15 protein-coding genes and 1 tRNA gene are annotated in these 20,955 nt (G+C 69.5%); 6 read left to right on the top strand and 10 right to left on the bottom strand.

The window, feature by feature from the left end:
- Nucleotides 1-47: 47 nt before the first annotated feature.
- Entirely contained in the window at nucleotides 48-1,718 is a 1,671-nt protein-coding gene (locus FNF32_RS13880) for a DUF2125 domain-containing protein (protein ID WP_131672897.1), read from the bottom strand.
- Nucleotides 1,719-1,787: 69 nt separating this feature from the next.
- Here FNF32_RS13880 and FNF32_RS13875 point away from each other — a divergent pair, with 69 nt between their 5' ends.
- Nucleotides 1,788-2,447: an enoyl-CoA hydratase/isomerase family protein gene (locus FNF32_RS13875; RefSeq protein ID WP_131672898.1), complete on the top strand. Its 660-nt coding sequence runs from the start codon at nucleotides 1,788-1,790 to the stop codon at nucleotides 2,445-2,447.
- On the opposite strand, the gene FNF32_RS13870 is transcribed toward FNF32_RS13875, so the two are convergent.
- The 3 genes from FNF32_RS13870 to FNF32_RS13860 form a co-directional block, all read right to left on the bottom strand.
- Nucleotides 2,444-2,806 (bottom strand): YbaN family protein, encoded by a 363-nt coding sequence (locus FNF32_RS13870; protein ID WP_131672899.1) that lies wholly within the window; start codon nucleotides 2,804-2,806, stop codon nucleotides 2,444-2,446. The genes FNF32_RS13875 and FNF32_RS13870 overlap by 4 nt on opposite strands.
- Nucleotide 2,807: 1 nt before the next feature.
- On the bottom strand, nucleotides 2,808-4,208 hold the full coding sequence (ahcY, locus tag FNF32_RS13865; RefSeq protein WP_131672900.1) for an adenosylhomocysteinase: 1,401 nt from the start codon (nucleotides 4,206-4,208) through the stop codon (nucleotides 2,808-2,810).
- A gap of 95 nt (nucleotides 4,209-4,303) precedes the next feature.
- On the bottom strand, nucleotides 4,304-4,735 hold the full coding sequence (locus FNF32_RS13860; protein WP_131672901.1) for a hypothetical protein: 432 nt from the start codon (nucleotides 4,733-4,735) through the stop codon (nucleotides 4,304-4,306).
- A 154-nt stretch (nucleotides 4,736-4,889) separates the two neighbouring features.
- On the opposite strand from FNF32_RS13860, the gene FNF32_RS13855 reads away from it, so the two are divergent.
- The 5 genes from FNF32_RS13855 to FNF32_RS13835 all read left to right on the top strand — a co-directional run bounded on the left by FNF32_RS13855 (nucleotide 4,890) and on the right by FNF32_RS13835 (nucleotide 15,084).
- Nucleotides 4,890-5,777: a glucokinase gene (locus tag FNF32_RS13855; RefSeq protein ID WP_131672902.1), complete on the top strand. Its 888-nt coding sequence runs from the start codon at nucleotides 4,890-4,892 to the stop codon at nucleotides 5,775-5,777.
- An 88-nt stretch (nucleotides 5,778-5,865) separates the two neighbouring features.
- Complete coding sequence (locus FNF32_RS13850; RefSeq protein WP_246087842.1) at nucleotides 5,866-7,875, top strand: autotransporter assembly complex protein TamA; 2,010 nt, start codon at nucleotides 5,866-5,868, stop codon at nucleotides 7,873-7,875.
- Between the two features lie 73 nt (nucleotides 7,876-7,948).
- Complete coding sequence (locus tag FNF32_RS13845; RefSeq protein ID WP_131672903.1) at nucleotides 7,949-12,799, top strand: translocation/assembly module TamB domain-containing protein; 4,851 nt, start codon at nucleotides 7,949-7,951, stop codon at nucleotides 12,797-12,799.
- Nucleotides 12,789-13,889 (top strand): histone deacetylase family protein, encoded by a 1,101-nt coding sequence (locus tag FNF32_RS13840; RefSeq protein WP_221930737.1) that lies wholly within the window; start codon nucleotides 12,789-12,791, stop codon nucleotides 13,887-13,889. Before FNF32_RS13845 ends, FNF32_RS13840 begins: the two co-directional genes overlap by 11 nt.
- Before the next feature lie 136 nt (nucleotides 13,890-14,025).
- On the top strand, nucleotides 14,026-15,084 hold the full coding sequence (locus FNF32_RS13835; protein WP_185961970.1) for an acyltransferase family protein: 1,059 nt from the start codon (nucleotides 14,026-14,028) through the stop codon (nucleotides 15,082-15,084).
- A gap of 175 nt (nucleotides 15,085-15,259) precedes the next feature.
- On the opposite strand, the gene FNF32_RS13830 is transcribed toward FNF32_RS13835, so the two are convergent.
- The 6 genes from FNF32_RS13830 to gcvT all read right to left on the bottom strand — a co-directional run bounded on the left by FNF32_RS13830 (nucleotide 15,260) and on the right by gcvT (nucleotide 20,849).
- A tRNA-Ala gene (locus FNF32_RS13830) sits at nucleotides 15,260-15,335 on the bottom strand.
- 80 nt (nucleotides 15,336-15,415) lie between these two features.
- Nucleotides 15,416-15,853 carry a thioredoxin TrxC gene (gene trxC / locus FNF32_RS13825; RefSeq protein WP_131672905.1) on the bottom strand — a complete coding sequence of 146 codons (438 nt, stop codon included), beginning with the start codon at nucleotides 15,851-15,853 and terminating at the stop codon, nucleotides 15,416-15,418.
- A 162-nt stretch (nucleotides 15,854-16,015) separates the two neighbouring features.
- Entirely contained in the window at nucleotides 16,016-16,327 is a 312-nt protein-coding gene (locus FNF32_RS13820; protein WP_131672906.1) for an excalibur calcium-binding domain-containing protein, read from the bottom strand.
- A gap of 62 nt (nucleotides 16,328-16,389) precedes the next feature.
- Complete coding sequence (gcvP, locus tag FNF32_RS13815) at nucleotides 16,390-19,236, bottom strand: aminomethyl-transferring glycine dehydrogenase (protein WP_131672907.1); 2,847 nt, start codon at nucleotides 19,234-19,236, stop codon at nucleotides 16,390-16,392.
- Nucleotides 19,237-19,370: 134 nt separating this feature from the next.
- Nucleotides 19,371-19,727, bottom strand: a complete 357-nt coding sequence (gcvH, locus tag FNF32_RS13810; protein WP_185961982.1) for a glycine cleavage system protein GcvH — start codon at nucleotides 19,725-19,727, stop codon at nucleotides 19,371-19,373.
- 12 nt (nucleotides 19,728-19,739) lie between these two features.
- Complete coding sequence (gcvT, locus tag FNF32_RS13805; RefSeq protein WP_131672909.1) at nucleotides 19,740-20,849, bottom strand: glycine cleavage system aminomethyltransferase GcvT; 1,110 nt, start codon at nucleotides 20,847-20,849, stop codon at nucleotides 19,740-19,742.
- Between the last annotated feature and the right edge of the window lie 106 nt (nucleotides 20,850-20,955).

Below are 20,955 nucleotides of genomic sequence, written 5' to 3'. Positions count from 1 at the left end.
GGACCGGGCGTCGGCCCGGTCCCCCGCAAGCGTCCTGAGGGCGATGGTTACTTCACCTGCTGGCCGTTGGCAAAGATCGAGCCGCCTTCACGGAACTCGATATCCATGGTCAGCGAGTCCGGCGTGTCGCCGGCCTTGGTGAACATCGCCATCATCATCCGGACACCCTGGATCTGCTCGGCCGGCACGACGCCGATCTTGACCAGGTTGTCGAGCAGGCCGTTCACGCCTTCACCGCGGGCGTTGATCTGGCCGACCGGGGTTTCCATCCCGGCCTCACCCGACGCGGCAAGGGTGCCCGACGCGGTGATGTTCGCGCCCGCGCCCGACAGCGCGAACTGGTTGATGGTGAAGTCGATCGGCTCGAACGGCGAGGGCATTTCCTCGGCCGCGGTTTCAGTGGCCTCGGCCCCGTCGGCGGGCGTAGTCCCGTCGGTGGGCGCGGTGCCGTCGGCGGGCGCAGTCCCATCGGCGGGAGCAGTGCCGTCGGTGGGCGCAGCGCCGTCGGCCGGGGTCTCGGCCGGCGCTTCGGCCGCGTTCTCGGCCGTTTCCATCAGCGCCGGATCGAACAGGTCCTGCTTGACGCGCAGATTGCCGGTCAGGTCGATGTCGAGCGACGCGGGATCGCGCGACAGGACCTTTTCCTTGTCGAACATGTCCCAGATCGCGTCGCCCAGCGTCAGCCCCGCGATCGAGTAGTTCACCTTGAACGGCTGCGGTTCTTCCTGCGCCGACACCGGCATCTGCAAGCTCGCGCTGCTGCTTTCCACGCCGTACGAGATCGGCATCGGCATGTCCGAGCTGGTGATCTCGAAGTTCGAGGCGTCGCTGTCGACCTGGTAGTTGAGCCCCGCCTGCGACATGTCGAAGTCGAGGGTGATGCCCTTGGCATCGGCCTTCATCGCGCCGGTGGACGCCTCGCCTTCGGCATCGGTGCCCGAGCCGTCGAAGCCGCCGGTCATGGGGCCGATCTGGATGTTGCCCGCAAGCTTCATCCCCGCGCGCAGCGCCTTGGCCATGTCCTCGTCGGCCATCGCGTTGGCGGGCAGCGCGAACGACCCATTCGTCTTGATCGAGTCGATCACCAGGTTGCCGGCAACCTTGTAATCGCCGCCGGCTTCTTCCTTGCCTTCGGCGTTCAAGACCAGCTCGGCCCGCGCCGTCGCCCCTTCGACATCGACCTTGAGCGGATCGCCCTGCACCACATGCTCGGTCAGCGTCATGTCGGTCAGCGTCAGCGCGCCGAGATTGGCGAATGTCTCGTCCTGGGTCACGACGTTGTCGAGGTTGATCTTCAGCGTCGGCGCCTTGGTGGCGCTGGTCAGGTCAGCGGCGGTCCCCGACGAGATGACCTCGGTCCCCGGATGGGCGATCGTCATGTCGATGGTGACGTCGCCGGTGCCTTCGTCATGCGCGATCGCCTTGACCTTGGATTCGTCGCCCGTGGTCGTACGCACGCGGCCATCGCCCATCGCCGCCAGCGTGATCTGAGGGAACGACACGTCCAGGTCCAGTTCGGGCGTGTCCATGGTCAGGACCACGTCGTTCAGGACCAAGTTGTCGCCGGTTTCCTGGCGCGAACCCTCCGTCACGGTATAGCCGGACGCCTTGTAATACTCGCTCCAGCTCTGCCAGACTTCGGCGGGCGTCACATCCGCAAGCACGGGCGTCGCGGTGGCCAGAAGGGCGATAATGGAACTCGTTGCACGAAGATGCATGCCTCATCCTTTCAGGTTTGGCGCAGGAAATGTGATGCCACATGATGGCATGACGGGAATCACAGGCCAATGACCCGCGGCCCGGTTTGGATCCATCATTATTCTGACGGTGTCGTGAAAGTTGTTCTCGATCGGCCGGAAAAGGCCAACGCGCTGTCCGCCACGATGCTGGAGGCGCTGATCGCCGCCATGGACGAGGTCGCGCAAGCGGGTGCGCGGGCGATGATCCTGACCGGCACGGGCAAGGTGTTCTCGGCGGGCGCGGACCTGGCCCACGCCGCGGGCGGCCTTGCCGTGTCGCCGCTGTGGGAACGGCTTTCGGGCGCGGTCGCGGCGCTGCCGTGCCTGACGGTCGCCGCGCTCAACGGCACCGTCGCGGGCGGCGGCTGCGGCATGGCGCTGGCCTGCGACATCCGCATCGCGGCCGCGGGCGCGCAGATCTTCTATCCGGTAATGAAGCTGGGCTTCCTGCCCCAGCCCTCGGACGTGGTGCGTCTGGTGGACCTGGCCGGGCGGTCGCGGGCCGCGATGATCCTGTCGGCGGGCCAGCGGATCGGCACGGACGAGGCGCTGGCCTGGGGGCTGTTCGACCGCGTGGTGGCGCCCGAGGCGCTGATGGACGCGGCGCTGTCGCTTTGCGCAGGCGCAAGGGCGGCGGCCCCCGACCATGTCGCGGCGATCACCCGGATGGTCCGCGCGGCCGGCGCGCCGCTAGACGCGACCCGCTAGATATTCGCGGGCGGTGCGGGGCGGGTGACGATGAAGATCGACACCAGCGTCAGCACCGCGACCTGGATCAGCCAGTATTTCGGCGCCAGCAGGAAATAGCTGACGCACAGCCCGCCCGCCATGCTGGCGATCGAGAAGATCTTGACCCTGCGGTCGATCGCCTGGTGGTCCTGCCATTGCCTGATCTGCGGCCCGAACAGGCGATGGTTCATCAGCCGCGCGTGAAAGCGCGGGGACGACCGCGCAAAGCCATAGGCCGCCATGATGAGGAACGGGACGGTCGGCACCACCGGCGTCACGGTTCCGATGACGGCCAGCGCGACGCCCAGAAACCCGACGGCACCCCAGAAATAGCGCATGTCAGTAGCGGTAATGCTCGGCCTTGAACGGACCGTCGACGCTCACGCCGATGTAGTCGGCCTGATCGGGGCGCAGCTGGGTCAGGCGGACGCCGATCCGGTCCAGATGCAGCCGCGCGACCTTCTCGTCGAGGTGCTTGGGCAGGATGTAGACGCCGGGACGGTAGTCGTCGCCCTTGGTCCACAGCTCGATCTGCGCCAGCACCTGGTTGGTGAAGCTGGCCGACATGACGAAGGACGGGTGCCCGGTTGCGTTCCCGAGGTTCAGAAGACGGCCCTGGCTCAGCAGGATGATGCGGCTGCCCGAAGGCATCTCGATCATGTCCACCTGGTCCTTGATGTTCGTCCACTTGTGGTTGCGAAGGGCAGCGACCTGGATCTCGTTGTCGAAGTGGCCGATGTTGCCGACGATCGCCATGTCCTTCATCTCGCGCATGTGCTCGAGCCGGATCACGTCCTTGTTGCCGGTGGTGGTGACGAAGATGTCGGCGGTGGCGGCCACGTCTTCCAGCGTCACGACCTCGAACCCGTCCATCGCGGCCTGCAGCGCGCAGATCGGATCGACCTCGGTCACCTTCACCCGCGCGCCCGCGCCCTGAAGGCTGGCGGCCGAGCCCTTGCCCACATCGCCGTAGCCGCAGACGACCGCGACCTTGCCCGCCATCATCGTATCGGTCGCGCGGCGGATGCCGTCCACGAGCGACTCCTTGCAGCCGTACTTGTTGTCGAACTTGGACTTGGTGACGCTGTCGTTGACGTTGATCGCCGGGAACGGCAGCAGGCCCTTCTTGTGCAGGTCGTACAGGCGATGGACGCCGGTGGTGGTTTCCTCGGACACGCCGCGGATCGCGTCGCGCTGCGCGGTGAACCAGCCGGGGCTTGCGGCAAGACGCTCGCGGATCTGGGCGAAGAGCGCCTCTTCCTCTTCGGACTGCGGGGCGGCGATCAGGTCGGTTTCGCCCGCCTCGACCCGCGCGCCCATCAGGATATACAGCGTGGCATCGCCGCCGTCGTCCAGGATCATGTTGGCGGTGCCGTCGGCGAACTGGAAGATCTTGTCGGTGTAGGACCAGTATTCCGGCAGCGTCTCGCCCTTGATCGCGAACACCGGAACGCCGGTCGCGGCGATCGCGGCGGCGGCGTGGTCCTGCGTCGAATAGATATTGCACGACGCCCAGCGGACGTCCGCGCCCAGGGCGACGAGCGTCTCGATCAGGACGGCGGTCTGGATCGTCATGTGCAGCGATCCGGCGATCCGCGCCCCGGCCAGCGGTTTCGCCCCGCCGTATTCCTGCCGCAGCGCCATCAGGCCGGGCATTTCGGTTTCCGCGATATCCAGTTCCTTGCGGCCATAGTCGGCCAGAGAGATGTCGCGGATGATCGAACCGTTTTCGGTCTGCATGGGAAGGGCCTGACGCAAAATGGATGTGCGCCGGCAATGTCACAGCCGGCGCACCAACGCAATGAACAGAGAAGTGAGACGGACGGCTTACAGGATCAGCTGCTCAGCCCGGCGGAGCGGAAGATCGCCGAGGGGTCGGTCCCATCATGGTAGCCGATGCCCGACGCCACGACGCAGCTGCTGCCGTCGGCGCGTTCCAGCACCATCGTCCACGTTCCCATCTCGTCCGAACCCCACAGCCGCAGGCCGTCGCGCTTGCTAACGACCAGCGTTTCGCCGTATTCGGCATCCAGCGCGCCGTGAATCTCGGCATTGGCATCGCACCACGGGGTGCCCGCGTCGCTGACGCCGGCGGGCAGCGATCCGGCAAGGTCCACCACTTGACGCGCGCTCATGCCGGCGACCGCGGACCATGCCTTGACCGACGGCAGCTCGCCCCGCGCCTCGACCGCCGAATAGGCGGCGGTGATCGGAGCAACGGCGGTTGCGGCGGCAAGGACCAGGGCGGCGGTGCGAACGGAGAACATGGGGACAAACCCTTCGGCGGCGTGCGGTGCGATGTACGTGTCTTGCTTTGTCAAGGGGGAACGCGCGGCTCATTGCGCGGTTCCGGGCGATTGTGGCAGACCGACCCCACATCCGATCAACCAGGCGTGAAGAAAAGGCGGCAAGAGGTGGCAAGTGACTGACGTCGTGGCAGATATCGGGGGTACCAACCTTCGCGTCGGACTGGTGGAAAACGCCCAGATTTTGCGGACCGAGGTGGTGCGCGGCCCGCTGCCGCAGTCGGAATTCGTTCCGCTGGTGCGCCGCCTGCTGGGTGCGGGCGCGGGCGATCCGGGGCGGATCGTGGTGTCGGTGGCGGGCCCGGTGATCGACGGCGTGGGGTATCTGACCAACCGCGACTGGGCGCTGCCCGCAGGTCAGCTGGGGTCCGACCTGAACTGCGAGGCGCGAATCATCAACGACATGGCGGCGACCGGGTTTTCGCTGCCGCATCTGACCGGCGATCAGGTCGTGACCGTGCGACCGGGGCGGGCCGGCTGGGGCGGCAACGCGCAGGCGCTGGTGGTGAATGCGGGCACCGGCTTCAACGTCTGCCCCGTCCGCCACCTGGACGGCCACACGATCACGCTGGAATCCGAAACCGGACACGCGCTGCTGCCGGCGATGGTCGCCGACCGGCTGCGCCAGGCGCTCGGCACGACCGCCGACGACTTTCCGTCGATCGAGCTGCTGCTGGCAGGTCCCGCCCTGCCCCGCCTGACGGCGGCCGCCACGGCGGCGGGTCACGCCGAACCCATGGCGCTCGCCGCCGAACTGTTCGGCATGACCTGCGGCGATCTCGCCCTGCGCCACTGGCCGGACCAGGGGCTGTGGCTTGCGGGCAGCGCGGCGCGGGCAATGGCGCGCGAGGGCGCCGCGTTCCTGTCGGGTCTGGAAGCGGCCTTCGCTGCCAAGGGGATGCCGCCCGCCGTCATCGACCACCTGCGCGACATGCCGGTGGTCGAAATCGCCGACGACCTCGCGCCGCTCAGGGGCTGTGTGGCACAGTTGCGCGAAATCTGACCCGGCATGCGCCGTTCGGCTGGCAATGCGCGCCGACTGCTGCAAGACTGGCCGCAAAGAACAAGACCAAAGCGGGCGGACAGGCGACGTGCAGACCAGTGATCGCAACGACCGGCGCGCGGCCGGCAGACGGCACCTGACCGCGGCGTCCGTCGTCGCCCTGTGCGTGGCTGGGATCGCCGCCACGGCCGCGTCCGGGCCGAGGATGGCGCTGGCGCAATCGGCGGGTTCGGGATCGGCGGGCTCGGGGTCGTCGGGATCGGGGTCTTCGGGATCGTCGGGGTCGGGCTCCGCCTCGTCGGCGTCATCACCGTTTGCGCGGCTGTTCGGGGGCAAGCCCGGCACGAACTCCCCCGTCGATCTGGTGTTCCGGGTGCAGGGCGGCGACGCCGGGCTGGAACGGACGCTTCGCAACGCCTCCGTCCTCACCGACACGCTGGCCGAGGGGCGGCTGACCGGGCAGGACGTGCTGGCGGCCGCGCGCGCCGACTATGCCCGCCTGATCGCCGCGCTTTACGACAACGGCTATTACAGCGTCGTCATCGCGATCCAGCTGGACGGGGTCGAGGCATCGTCGATCGCGCCGCTCGATGCGCCGGACGTGGTCCGGCAGGTGGTCGTGGACGTGCAGCCCGGCCCCCTTTTCCGCTACAGCCGGGCGCAGATCGCGCCGCTCGCCCCCGATACCGACCTGCCCGCCGGCTACCTCAAGGGCGAGGTCGCGCGCACATCGACCATCCGCCAGGCCGCCCGCGCGGGCGTCGAGGCATGGCGCGACCAGAGCCACGCCAAGGCCGACGTGGCCGCGACCGAGATCGTGGCGAGCCACCCGACCGCCACCATCGACAGCCGCATCGCGCTGGACCCCGGTCCCCGCGTGCGCTTCGGCCAGCTGACGATCAAAGGCCAGGAACGGATGGACCCGCGCCGCCTTCGCAAGATCGCGGGTTTCCCCGAGGGCGAGCCGTTCGATCCCGAAGATCTTGAAACCGTGCGCCGCCGCCTGCGCCGCACCGGCGTCTTTTCCGCGATCACGCTGGAAGAGGCCGAGTTCCTGGGCCCCGGCGACACGCTCGACGTGACGCTGACCGTCGTCGAGCAGAAGCTGCGCCGGATCGGCGCGGGGTTCGAGATCAGCTCGCAGGACGGCGCGGCGATTTCGGGCTACTGGATGCACCGCAACCTTCTTGGCGGGGGCGAGCGGCTGCGGGTGGACGGCGAGGTGCGCGACATCGGCTCGGGCACGTCGGGGCGCGACCTGCTGCTGGGCGTGCGGCTGGACCGGCCCGCCACGCTGAACCCCGACACGACTGCCTATGTCGAGGCTCGGGCCGAGCAGATGCAGGAAGAAGACTACAGCCAGGACCTTGGCGTCCTGGGCATCGGCTTCACCTACCAGCCAAGCGAGCGGCTGACGGGCGACATCGCGCTGCAATACCGGCGTTCCAAGGTCGACGACGATTCGGACGGCGTTTCGGACTTCGAGGTGCTGGCCCTGCCCGTCGCGGTGACCTGGGACCGGCGCGAGCCGCTGATGACCGACGCCAAGCGCGGCTTCTGGCTGCAGGGCGAGCTGACGCCGTTCGCGGGCTTTCAGGACACGGGTTCGGGCGTGCGCGCGGCGGGCGAGGCGCGGGCCTATCGCAGCTTCGGCGCGACCGACCGCTTTACGCTGGCGGGCCGCGCCCGCGCCGGGTCGATCTTCGGCCCCGAGATCGACGAGACGCCGCGCGAATACCTGTTCTATTCCGGCGGCGGCGCATCGGTGCGCGGCCAGCCCTACCAGTCGCTCGGCGCCGAGGTCATTCCCGGCCCCGACGGCACCACGATCGAAACCGGCGGGATGAGCGTCGCGAACGCCACCGCCGAGGTCCGCTATCAGCTGCGCGAAAAGATCGGGCTGGTCGGTTTCGCCGACGCGGGCAAGGTCTGGACCGACGGCGCGTTCGGCGGCGACAGCGACTGGCACGCCGGCGCGGGCGTCGGCGTGCGCTACAACACGCCCATCGGGCCGCTGCGCTTCGACGTGGCGGGGCCGGTCGGCGGCGACACCGGCGAGGGCGTGCAGGTCTATCTGGGGCTGGGTCAGGCATTCTGAGAACACGCGGATCGGGACCGGGCGCCCCTTGCCCGCCGATCCCCGAAACGGGCATCCGAGAACGGGCATTCCGATGAAACGCATCTTCCTCGTGCTGTGGCTGATCCTCTTGCCCGCATTCGCGTTCGCGCAGGACGCGGGCGCCCCTGCCGGCCCGCCCGGGGACGCCGCGGCGCAGGCGGATGCCGACGTGGCGAGCGAGGCCGCCGACATCTCGGCCGAGGTCGAGGACGACAAGGGCTTCATCACCCGCTTTCTCGAACGCAACCTGTCGAGCGCCGGGCGCAGCGTCGTGATCGAGGGATTCCAGGGCGCGCTGTCGTCCCGCGCGACATTTACCCGCCTCGCGATTTCGGACGCCGACGGGGTCTGGCTGGAAATCCGCAACGGCGGCATCCAGTGGGACCGCTCGGCCCTGTTCGCGCGCCGGATCGAGATCGCCGAGCTGTCGGCCGAGGAAATCAGTCTGCCCCGCCTGCCCAGAAGCGAGGGCGAGAAGGCCACGCCCGAGATCAAGGACTTTCAGCTGCCCACCCTGCCGGTTTCGGTCGACATCGCCAACATCGCCGCCGCCCGCGTGGACATCGGCCAGCCGGTGATCGGCGAGGCGGCGGTCGTGTCGCTGAACGGCGCGATGCAGCTGGGCGGCGGCGAAGGAACGGCGAAGCTCGCGATCGCGCGGGTGGACGGCAAGCGCGGCAGCTTCGCGCTCGACGCCGCCTTTTCCAACGAGACCCGGAATCTCAAGCTGGACCTGACGCTGGACGAGGCCGAGGGCGGGCTGTTCGCCAACCTCGTCAAGCTGCAGGACCGCCCCGCCGTCCAGGCCGAGATCAAGGGCAACGGCCCGCTGTCGGACTTTGCCGCCGATATCAGGCTGGCGACCGCGGGCCAGCCGCGCGTCACGGGCCGCGTTTCTGCCGCCTCGAAGCCCGGTCCCGACAACGCGCCGGGAACCGGGTTCCGGCTTGAACTGACCGGCGACGTGGCCAGCCTTCTGCCGCCCGAGAACCGCGCCTTCTTCGGCAGCCAGTCGCAACTGCTGGCCGAGGGCTGGCGCGGCGAAAGCGGCCGCATCTCGCTGCCGGTGCTGCTGGTCAAGACCGACGCGCTCAGCCTGACCGGATCGCTGACGACGAACGAGACCGGCGCGCCGCAGTCCGTGGTCGTGCTGCTGTCCCTGGGCGAGGACGCGGGCGCCACGCAGCTGCCGGTGCGCCTGCCCGTCGCGGGCGCCGAGACGACCGTGCAGTCGGGCAACCTGCAGATTTCCTACGACGCCGCGACCGGCGAGGCGTGGACCGCCGCCGGACGGCTGGGCGATCTGGTCTGGAACGGCAACCGGCTGGGCGCCGTGCAGCTGGACGGGGGTGGCAGCGTCCCGCAAAGCGGCGGCAAGGTGCAGCAGGTGCTGGGGCGCCTGTCGCTTGCCGCGACCGGCGTCGCGCTGAAGGACGCGGGCCTGCAGGCGGCGATCGGGACGGAGGCGAAGGTCGAGACGACGTTCACCCTGACCCCCGGCGACGCGCTCAGGCTGACGGACCTGAAGCTCGACGGGCAGGATTACGGCCTGTCGGGCGGGCTGGACGTGAACGGCTTGGACAGCGGCATCACCGTGACCGGCGACCTGAACGCGGCCTACGAGGATCTTTCGCGCCTGTCCAGGCTGGCCGGCCGGCCGCTGACCGGGCGGGCCGACGCGAAGGTGACGGGGCTTTACACCGTGCTGACGCGCGGCTTCGACATCGACGCGCGGGTCGAAGGCACCGACATCTCGATCGACCAGGACCAGCTTGACCGGCTGATGGGCGGCAAGTCCACCATCGACCTCAGCGCCCGGCGCGGCACCGAGGGGATCGAGATCCGCAACCTCGCCGTGAACGCCCAGCGCCTGACCGCGACCGCGCAGGGCACCCTGTCCAGCGACGCCAGCAACCTTCGCGCGAACCTGAGACTGGCGAGCCTGACCGACGCCGACCCGGAACTCGCCGGCAGCCTGACGGCCGAGGCGATGATCAGCGGCGCCCAGGGCATGCGCCGGCTTGCCCTGAACGGCGAGGCGACGGACCTGATCGTGGGCGTTCCCGAACTGGACGGGACGCTGAAGGGCCGCACCAACATCAACGTCATTGCCCAGCAGGAAGGCGGATCGTTCAAGGTCGAGCAGCTTCGGGTCGCGAACCCGCAGCTGACGGTGGACGGGCAGGGCAACTTCATCCCCGGCCAGCTCGACGCAAAGTTCGACCTGACGGTGCCGGACCTGACGGTGCTGGGGCGCGGCCTGTCCGGCGCGCTTGAGGCGCAGGCGACCGCGACCGAGGCCGACGGCACGCAGGCGTTCAACGTGACCGGCACCGGGACCGAGCTGCGGCTGGGCCGCGAGGACGTGGACGGCGCGCTGACCGGAACCACCCGGTTTGACCTGCAAGCCACCCGCCGCGACGGGATCGTCACCGTGCAGTCGCTCGACCTTGGCAACGACCAGCTGACCGCGACCGCAAAAGGCGTGATCGGCGGCACCGCCACCGACATCGACGGGCACGTGGACATCAAGTCGCTGGCCTCGTTCGGGCGCGGCTGGAAGGGTGCGCTGTCGCTTGACGGCTCGGTCACCGACGACGGCAGCGGCCTGCGCCGCTTCGACCTGACCGGCACGGCCCAGGACCTTGCCCTTGGCCAGCAGGTGGACGGGGCGCTGACCGGCACTACCACGCTTGCGCTGCGCGGGACGCAGCAGGGCAGCACCTTCACCATCGAACAGGGCGAACTGGTCAACCCGCAGGCGAGCGTCCGCGCGCAGGGCCGCTACGCGCCGCAGGATACGAACCTGACGGCGCAGATCGGCGTGGCCGACCTTGGCGCGTTCGGCATGGGCTGGAAGGGCGCGCTGAATGCCGATGCGAGCTTCGTCGATGACGGCACCGGCGCGCGCCGCCTGACGGTGGACGGGACCGGCACCGACCTGTCCTTGGGCCAGACCGAGGTGGACGCGGCGCTTGCCGGCGAGACCCGGCTGACGGTGCGCGCGCTGGAACGCGCGGGCGTCTTCACCATCGAGGACGCGGCGATCCGCAACGCGCGCCTGACGGCGGACGCGCGCGGCACCGTGGGCGGCGGCGCGACCGACGTGACCGTGGATCTGGACGCGGGCGACCTGCGCTTTCTCGGCCGCGGCATCGGCGGGGCGCTGGACGCCACCGCCCAGCTGACCGACTACGGGCAGGGCAGCCGCCGGGTGGCGGCGCAGGGCACCGCATCGGGGCTGTCGATCGGCAACCCCAAGGTCGATTCGCTGCTTGCCGGTCAGACCACCTTCGACCTTGCCGCCACCCAGTCGCCCGCGGGCATCGCGATCGAGCGGCTGGTCGCGCGCAACGGCCAGGTGCAGGTGACGACCAGCGGCAACCCGGCCGACGGGCTCGACGTGGACGCGAACCTTTCCAACCTCGCGCTGCTGGTGCCGGGCGTCCCGGGCCCCGCCACCGCCACGGGCACGGTGCGGCAGGAACCGGGGGGCCTGATCCTCGACATCGCGGCGACCGCGCCGGGCGGGACGCGGGCGCAGGTCGCAGGCCGCCTTGCCACCGACGGCGGCGACAGCGACGTGCGCGTCAGCGGCGTCAGCGACGCGGCGATCGCAAACCCGTTCCTGCGCACCCGCTCGGTCCAGGGGCCGGTCGCCTTTGACCTGCGGCTGGCCGGTCCGCCGTCGCTGGACGCGCTGACGGGCACCGTCAACCTGAACGGCGCGCGCCTGTCCGATCCCAACCTCGGCCTGTCGATCGACCCGCTGCAGGCGACCGCGAACCTGCAGAACGGGCTCATCAACCTTGACGTGCGCGGGACCGTGGACGCGGGCGGCACGCTGCGCGTCACCGGCCCCGTCGACCTGCGCGGCGGATCGCCGTCCCTGAACCTGACGGCAGAGCTGAACAGCGTCACCCTGCGCAACCCCGACCTTTACGAGACGGTCGCCGACGGCACCGTCACCATCACCGGGCTGGCGTCGCAAGGGCCGCTGATCGCGGGCCGCATCCGGCTTGAAGAAACCGAGTTCCGCATCCCGACTTCAGGGCTTGGCGGCGCGGGGGCGATCCCCGGCATCACCCACCTGGGCGAGCCGCCGGCGGTGCGCGGCACCCGCGCGCGGGCGGGGCTGCTGCCGTTTCCCAGCGCCGACAGCAGGATCGCGGGGCTTGCCGGCCCCCCGGCCACGCCGCCCGCAGTCGCCGCCCGGCTTGACCTGACCATCGACGCGCCCGCCCGCGTGTTCGTCCGCGGCCGCGGCATCGACGCCGAGCTGGGCGGCCAGATCCGCCTGACCGGGACCGCGCGCAACATCATCCCGATCGGCCAGCTCGAGCTGATCCGTGGCCGGGTGGACCTGCTCGGCCGCCGCTTCACGATGACCGAGGGGCTGATCGAGCTGCAGGGCAGCCTGATGCCGGTGATCCGCCTGGTGGCCGAGACGCAGCGCGACAGCATCACCACCCGCATCATCATCGACGGCGAGATCCGCGACCCCGAGATCACCTTTGAATCGAACCCCGAACTGCCCGAGGAAGAAGTGCTGTCGCAGCTTCTGTTCGGTCGCGGGCTCGACAGCATCAGCGCGCTGCAGGCCGCGCAGCTTGCGAACGCCATTGCCGTTCTGGCGGGGACGGGCAGCGCGGGCATCGTGTCGAACCTGCGCGATTCCGTGGGCCTTGACGATCTCGACCTGACCACGGACGAGGAGGGCGACATCTCGGTCCGCGCGGGCAAGTACCTGTCGGACAACCTGTACACCGACGTACAGGTCGAGGCGGACGGGACGTCGAAGATCAACCTCAACCTCGACGTTTCGACCGCGCTGACGGCGCGCGGGTCGGTCGGCAGCGACGGCGACAGCACCGTCGGCCTGTTCTACGAACGTGACTATTGATGCGGCGGGCGGGCGCGACGACGAGACAAGGGGCGCGGGCGTGATGCGGGCGTTCTACCACCCCGATCAGGCGCTGCACGATCCGCAGCAATACATGCGCTTCGGCCGGGTGGTGCCGCCAAAGGACCTGCCCGCCCGGACCGAGCGATTGGTGGCCGCGCTGCGCGGGCGCGGGATCGAGCCGTCGGTGCCGGCGGCCTGCGGTCTCGACCCCGTCCACGCCGTCCACGCGCCCCACTATGTCGAGTTCCTGCAGACGGCGTGGGACAACTGGCAGACCCTGCCGGCCGAGCGGGGGCCGGAAGCCTGGCCCTCGACCTTTCCGTATTGGAGCGGGCGGCCCGATCAGGACGTCCGCCCACCCTGCCCCGCGACCGGGTTCCTGGGTCAGCTTGGCTGGTATCTGGGCGACCTGTCGGTGCCGGTCGGGCCGAACTGCTGGATATCGACGCTGCGGTCGGCCGAAACGGCCGTCGCGGGCGCGTCGGCGGTCGCGGACGGCGCGCGCCTTGCCTATGCGCTGTGCCGCCCGTCCGGGCACCATGCCCGCGCTGACCGCGCGTCGGGCTTTTGCTATCTCAACAACACCGCCATCGCCGCGCAGCATCTCGCGGATCGGGGTGCGCGGGTCGCGATCCTCGACGTGGACGCGCATCACGGCGACGGCACGCAGCAGATCTTCTATCGGCGCAGCGACGTGCTGACCGTGTCGATCCACGCCGATCCCGACCGCTACTATCCCTTCTACACCGGCTACACGGCCGAGACCGGCGACGGCCCAGGCCAGGGCGCGAACCTGAACCTGCCCCTGCCGCACGGCAGCGGGATCGGCGCGATGGAACAGGCACTTTCCACCGCCGCCGCCCGCATCCGCGATTTCGGCGCCGACACGCTGGTCGTGGCGCTGGGGTTCGACGCCCACCGCGACGACCCGATCGGGGTGCTGGACCTGACCTCGCGCGACTTCGCGCGGGTGGGCACGGCAATCGCCGCGCTCGCCCTACCGACGCTTGTCGTGCAGGAAGGCGGCTACGCGATCGACGCCATCGGCGACAGTCTTGGCGCGTTTCTGGACGGTATCAGCCGCTGATCCGGCCCGTTTCGGCGGCAGCTCGCCCAAAACGGGAACCCCGCTACGCGGACCCGCGCCGACCCCCGGACATATACTTTGACAGTATGTGACAGGTGACGCCTACCTGCGGCCTTACGGACCAAGGGGGCGTGTCGTGGCAACTGGATCGGAACGAAGCCCCGCCGGGGCGGGCCGCATCGCGTGGGTCGATGTGGGACGAGGCTGCTCGATCCTGCTGGTCGTGGCCTATCACACGAACATCTTCATGTCGGCGAACGGCCTGAGCCACGAGGTGGTCCAGCGCCTGTCCGACCTGTTCCAACCGGTGCGGATGCCGCTGTTCTTCGCGATCTCGGGACTGCTCGGCGCCTCGGCGATCACCCGCAGCTGGCGCTCCGTGCTGCACGACAAGGTCGCGCTGTTCCTTTATCTTTTCGCGGTGTGGAGCCTTATCCACCTGTTCCTGTTCAAGTATCTGCTGCCGCACCCGTCCGCCGACACCGCCGGTCCATTCGTGAAGCTGTATCTCTACGGGCTGGTTCATCCCCAGACCGGGATCTGGTTCATCTGGGCGCTCGCGTTCTATTTCGCGCTGACGAAGCTGTGCCGCCACCACCGGCTGCCCGTCGCCGCAGCGACGATCGCGGTCAGCGTGCTGGCGTTCCATCCGGGCGCGGGCGACCACGGGCTGAACTTCGCCCAGCTCAACGCGCTGAAGTACGCGCCGTTCTTCGTCGTGCCGGCGCTTTACGGCAAGCCGTTCCTGCCGCGCGTGGCGGAAAACCTGGGCTGGCTGGCGCTGGCCGTGGCGCTGTGCATCGGCGTCTCCGCGGTCGGCGCAAGGGTCGGTGCCGCCCACCCTTTCGTCCACGGCGCGGCCGACTTCGTCCTGAACGTCGGCGGTCTGTGCGCCGGGCTGATCGCGTCGGTGTGGATCAGCGGCTTCGCCCGCGCCCGGACGGTGCTGTCGTATTTCGGCCGGAACACGCTGCCGATCTATTTGATCCACCTGCTGATCGTGTCGCTTGTTGTCGCGAGCCTGCCCGCGACCGACCAAACGGCCTTGCGCCTGATCGGCGTGCCCGTGGTGGTGGCGATCGCGGTGGCAGGCAGCCTGCTGGCCGAACGGCTGATCCACGCCGCCGGCCACCAGTGGCCGTTCGCCCTGCCCGTAAGGTGGGCGCGCCTGCCCGTGGCCGGGCAGACCGCGTGACACGGAAAGCCTGACACCCGCATGCCCGCCGCGGCGAGGCGCGATCGTGCATGCGGGCGGCGCCGTAAATGCTTGGCCGTGGGCTGATTCCTACGCGTGCGCAATGCCAGCGACGCCGCGCAGCGTGGTCGCGAACAGCATCGTCTGACGAACAGAATGCAATTTTCTTGGAATCTGGTGGAGCCGAGGGGAATCGAACCCCTGACCTCATCATTGCGAACGATGCGCTCTACCAACTGAGCTACGGCCCCACTGGCGGCGGTTTTCCATCGGCGCGGGGGTATTGTCAAGCCGGGGCGACGGGCCGGATGAAAGCCCTGCGAAAACCGCGTCACCCCACCGACTGGCGTACCCAGTCGGCCAGCTGCGCGGCGGGCCGGGCGCCGGCGAGGCGGGCGACCTCGCGGCCGTTGCGGAACAGGACGAAAGCCGGGATGCCGCGGATGTTCCAGCGCGCGGAAGCCTCGGGCGACCATTCGGTGTCGATCTTCACAAGCCGCGCCTCGCCCTTCAGCAGCGCCGCCGCCTTCTCGAACTCGGGCGCCATCGCCCGGCAGGGGCCGCACCACGGCGCCCAGAAATCCACCAGAAGCGGCAGCTGGTCGGTCGCGCTGGCCTTGCGGAGCGTCGCCAGATCGACCTCGACCGGCTTCAGGGCCAGCAGCCCCGTCCCGCAGGTGCCGCATTTCGGCCCCTGCGCCAGCCGCTCGGCGGGGACCCGGTTGGCCTGCCCGCAGGCAAGGCAGGTCAGGATGCCGGCCTGTGCCATGTCCGGTCCCCGCCCCGCCGTGCGATCAGAAGATCCCCGTCACGTACAGCAGGATGATGACGACGATCGGCACGCCCAGGAACCACGCGATCAGGCCCTTCATGACGGATACTCCTGCATTTTTTCCATCTGGCCGAACGCGCGCTCGGGGTGGCGGTTCCGCTATTCGCAGGCGACCCCGTCGTTGTCGCGGTCGAGCTTCGGGCGGTAGCCCGGCTCGCCCCGACGCAACGGCGCGGCACCGGCGTTCCGCGCCTCGGTGCAGTTCCTGAAGCTGCGGTCCGCGGGTGTGTCGAGCAGATAGACCGGCGCCTCGACCGCGGCCGAGCGCTGCGGGCGATGGCAGTGATAGCCGCCGCGCTTCCTGTCGTGATGGCAGCCGCTGGCGTCCAGCCCGCCGGGATGGGCCACGGCCGCGCCCTGCCACAGCGGAAAGGCGGCGAGTGCCGCCGCGACAAGACAAGACCTGTGCAAACCCGCACCTCGTTAACGAACCTTAACGGATCGTTAACGGGGCACGGTGCGTCGCGAAAGCCTTATTCGGCGGCTTCCGCGTAGGCTTCGACCGGCGGGCACGTGCAGATCAGATTGCGGTCGCCGTGGACGTTGTCCACGCGGCCCACCGGCGGCCAGTACTTGTCCACCCGGAACGACGCGGGCGGGAAGCAGCCCTGCTCGCGCGAATAGGCCCGGTCCCAGTCGGCGACCAGATCCTCGACCGTGTGGGGCGCGTGGCGCAGCGGGCTGTCCTCGGCCGTGATGCGGCCCTCGGCCACCTCGCCGATCTCGGCCCGGATCGCCAGCATCGCGGTGATGAAGCGGTCGAGCTCGGCCTTGGTCTCCGACTCCGTCGGCTCGACCATCAGCGTACCGGCGACCGGCCAGCTCATGGTGGGGGCGTGGAAGCCGTTGTCGATCAGGCGCTTGGCGATGTCGTCCACGGTCACCCCGTGCTCGGCGAAGACGCGAGTGTCCACGATGCATTCATGCGCCACGCGTCCACGGTTGCCCATGAACAGGATCGGATAGGCGCCCGCCAGCTTGCTCGCGATGTAGTTCGCGTTCAGGATCGCGACGCGGGTCGCCTGCGTCAGCCCGTCGCCGCCCATCATGCGGATATAGGCCCACGAGATTAGCAGGATCGAGGCCGACCCCCACGGCGCCGCGCTGACCGCGCCGCCGACGAAGCCATGGCCGGTGCGGGGGTCGGCGGGCAGATGCGGCGCCAGATGCGCCTTGACCCCGATCGGCCCCATCCCCGGACCGCCGCCCCCGTGCGGGATGGCGAAGGTCTTGTGCAGGTTCAGGTGGCTCACGTCGCCGCCGATCTCGCCCGGCTTCACGAGGCCCACAAGCGCGTTCATGTTCGCGCCGTCGATATAGACCTGCCCGCCATGTTCATGCGTGATGCGGCAGACGTCGCGCACGGTGTCCTCGAAAACGCCGTGGGTGGACGGATAGGTGATCATCACCGCCGCCAGCCTGTCCCCGGCCTTCGCCGCCTTGTCGGCGAAATCCTCAAGGTCGATGTCGCCGTTCGGCGCCGACTTCACGACCACGACCTTCATCCCGCACATCTGCGCGCTGGCCGGGTTCGTGCCGTGTGCCGACACCGGGATCAGGCAGACATCCCGGTCCTCGCCACGCGACTGGTGATAGGCGGCGATGGTCAGCAGCCCCGCATATTCCCCCTGCGCGCCGGAGTTCGGCTGCAGCGAGAATGCGTCGTAGCCGGTGATCTCGCACAACCGCTCGTTCAGGTCGTCGAAGACGTGGTGATAGCCCGCGGCCTGGTTTTCCGGCGCAAATGGGTGCAGCGCCCCGAACTCGGGCCAGGTGATCGGCATCATCTCGGCCGCGGCGTTCAATTTCATCGTGCAGGACCCCAGCGGGATCATGGCGCGGTCAAGCGCGAGATCGCGGTCCGACAGGCGGCGCATGTAGCGCATCATCTCGGATTCCGCCCGGTTCATGTGGAACACGGGATGGGTCAGGTAGTCGCTTTCGCGCAGCAGATCGTCCGGGATCGCGGGGGCGGTCGCGGGCGTCACCGCATCCGAGATCCCGAACGCATCCAGCACCCGCGCGATGACGCCGGCGTCGGTGGTTTCATCGACGCTGATGCCGACGCGGTCGCGCCCGACCCGGCGCAGGTTGATGCCGCGGTGGCGGGCGGCGGCCATGATGCCCTGCTGGCCCACGCCCACGCGCACGGTGACGGTGTCGAAGAACGCGTCGGGCTGGATGTCCGCCCCCGCCTCGCGCAGCGCCGCCGCGATGGTCGCGGCGTGCAGATGCACCCGCTGCGCGATCGCGCGAAGGCCCATGGGCCCGTGGAACACGGCATAGAACGACGCCATCACCGCCAGAAGCGCCTGCGCGGTGCAGACGTTCGAGGTCGCCTTTTCGCGCCGGATATGCTGCTCGCGCGTCTGCAAGGACAGCCGGTAGGCCTGCCGCCCGGCCGCGTCGATGCTGACGCCCACGATCCGCCCGGGCATCGACCGCTTGAGATCGTCGCGGCAGGACATGAAGCCCGCATGCGGCCCGCCATAGCCCATCGGCACGCCGAACCGCTGCGCGGAGCCGACGCAGATATCGGCGCCCATCGCGCCCGGCTCCTTCAGCAGGCACAGCGCCAGCAGGTCGGTCGCGACGACCGCGACCCCGCCCGCGGCATGCAGCGCCTCGCATTCGGCGCCGAGGTCGCGGACATCGCCGAAGGTGCCGGGATACTGGAAGATCGCGCCGAACACCTTGGCCGGATCGCAGGCGCCCGCCGCGCCCTTGACGATCTCGATCCCCAGCGGCGCGGCGCGCGTCTCGATCACGGCGATGGTCTGCGGATGCAGGTCGTCGCTGACGAAGAATGCCTTCGCCTTGGACTTGGCAGACCGCTGCGCCATCGCCATCGCCTCGGCGGCGGCCGTCGCCTCGTCCAGCAGGCTCGCGTTCGCGACCGGCAGCCCGGTCAGGTCCGCGACCATGGTCTGAAAGTTCAGAAGCGCCTCGAGCCGGCCCTGCGCGATCTCGGGCTGGTAGGGCGTGTAGGCGGTGTACCAGGCCGGGTTTTCCAGGATGTTGCGCTGGATCGCGGGCGGCGTGACGGTGCCGTAATACCCCTGCCCGATCAGGCTGGTCATCACCGTGTTCTGGCTCGCCACGTCGCGCATGAGGCTGAGCAACTCATGTTCGGACAGCGCGGGCCAGTCGAGCGCCCGGTCCTGCCGGATCGAGCCGGGGATCGTCTGCCCGATCAGCTCGTCGAGGCTGTCGCAGCCCACGGCCTTGAGCATTTCGGCCATCTCGGACGGAGACGGGCCGATGTGGCGGCGGTTGGCGAAATCGTCGGGATTGTAGTCGGTGGGGGTCCAGCGGGGCATGGGATCACTCGCGCGCTTGGCCCGTCCGGGCCGGATTCATCAACCGCGGGCCGGCCTGATCGCGGCCCGCGTCATCTCCTGTCCTAAATATCCCGGGGTCCGGGGCAGCGCCCCGGTCCCGCGGGGACGTCCGATCAGCCGATCAGCTCGTTATACGCGGCCTCGTCCATGAAGCCGTCAAGGCTCACGCCGTCCGCGGGCTTGATGCGAAAGAACCAGGCCGCCATCGGATCGTCGTTCACCCCGCCCGGCGCGTCGGCCAGCGCCGCGTTCACCGCCGTCACTGTTCCCGAAACCGGGGCCACGATGTCGGACGCCGCCTTGACGGATTCGATGACGACGATCTCCTCGCCTTCCTCGACCTCGCGGCCCTCGTCGGGCAGTTCGACGAACACCACGTCGCCCAGTTGCTCGCTGGCGTGGCGGGTGATGCCGACGACGATCTCGTCACCTTCGGCGCGCAGCCATTCGTGGTCTTCGGTGTATTTCAGCATGGGCTGGCCTCAGCGTTTGTAGGTTGGCTTGACGAAAGGGGTGGGCACGACCGTCACGGGCACGCGGCGGCCGCGGAGTTCGGCATAGACGGTGGCGTCGTCGGGAATGTCGGCGGGGATGATCGCCATCGCCATCGGCCCGCCCAGCGAGGGGCCGAACCCGCCCGAGGTGACGGTGCCGATCTCGGTCCCGCCTTCCGCCGCGTCGAACAGCGCCACGCCCTCGCGGATCGGGGCGCGTCCGTCGGGGCGCAGGCCGCGACGGGCGCGGGTGGCGGCGCCGAGTTCGGGCAGGATGACCTCAGCGCCGGGAAAGCCGCCTTCGCGCGCGCCGCCCGTGCGGCGGATCTTCTGGATCGACCAGCCGAGCCCGGCCTGCGCGGGCGTCACCTCCGCGCTCATGTCGTGGCCGTAAAGCGGCAGCCCGGCTTCCAGCCGCAGGCTGTCGCGGGCGCCAAGGCCGATCGGGGCCACGCCGTCGCGGGCCAGCAGCGCGCGGGCGAAATCCTCGGCCCGGTCGGCTGGCAGCGAGATCTCGAACCCGTCCTCGCCGGTATAGCCCGAGCGGCTGACCCACAGAACGATGCCGTTCCACTCAAGGTCGGCCACGTCCATGAACCGCATTGCCGCCGCGCCGGGCACCAGCGCGTCCAGTGCCGCTTCGGCGCCGGGCCCCTGCAGCGCCAGCAGCGCGCGGTCGGTCACGGCCTCGACGGAAATCCCCATCGCCTCGAGCTTCCGCAGATGTTCGATGTCCTGGTCGGCGCAGGCGGCGTTCACGACCAGGAACAGGTGGTCGCCCTTATTGGCGATCATCAGGTCGTCAAGGATCCCGCCGCTCTCGTTCGTGAACAGCCCGTAGCGTTGACGGCCCCGCGCCAGCCCCTCGATATCGGCGGGAACCAGCGTCTCCAGCGCCTTCGCCGCACCCTCGCCGCGCAGGATCACCTGCCCCATGTGGCTCACGTCGAACAGGCCCGCCGCGGCGCGGGTGTGCAGATGCTCGTTCAGCACCCCCATCGGGTACTGCACCGGCATGTCCCAGCCGGCAAATGGCACCATCTTCGCGCCGAGCGAAGCGTGCAGGTCGTGAAGCGGCGTGCGGCGCAAGTCGTCCATCGGCATCCCCCATTGCAGCGCGACGCGCCGCGAACCAGATGCCCCCTCTGTCCCTGCCCCACCTTGCGGCAAGGGGCGCCTGAGATCGTTATCCTTCGGCGGGCGG

The organism is Paracoccus marinus (assembly GCF_007018965.1).
Taxonomy (GTDB): domain Bacteria; phylum Pseudomonadota; class Alphaproteobacteria; order Rhodobacterales; family Rhodobacteraceae; genus Paracoccus; species Paracoccus marinus.
The sequence above is the reverse complement of the archived record's forward strand: the minus strand, read 5'-3'. Positions and strand labels throughout refer to the sequence as shown.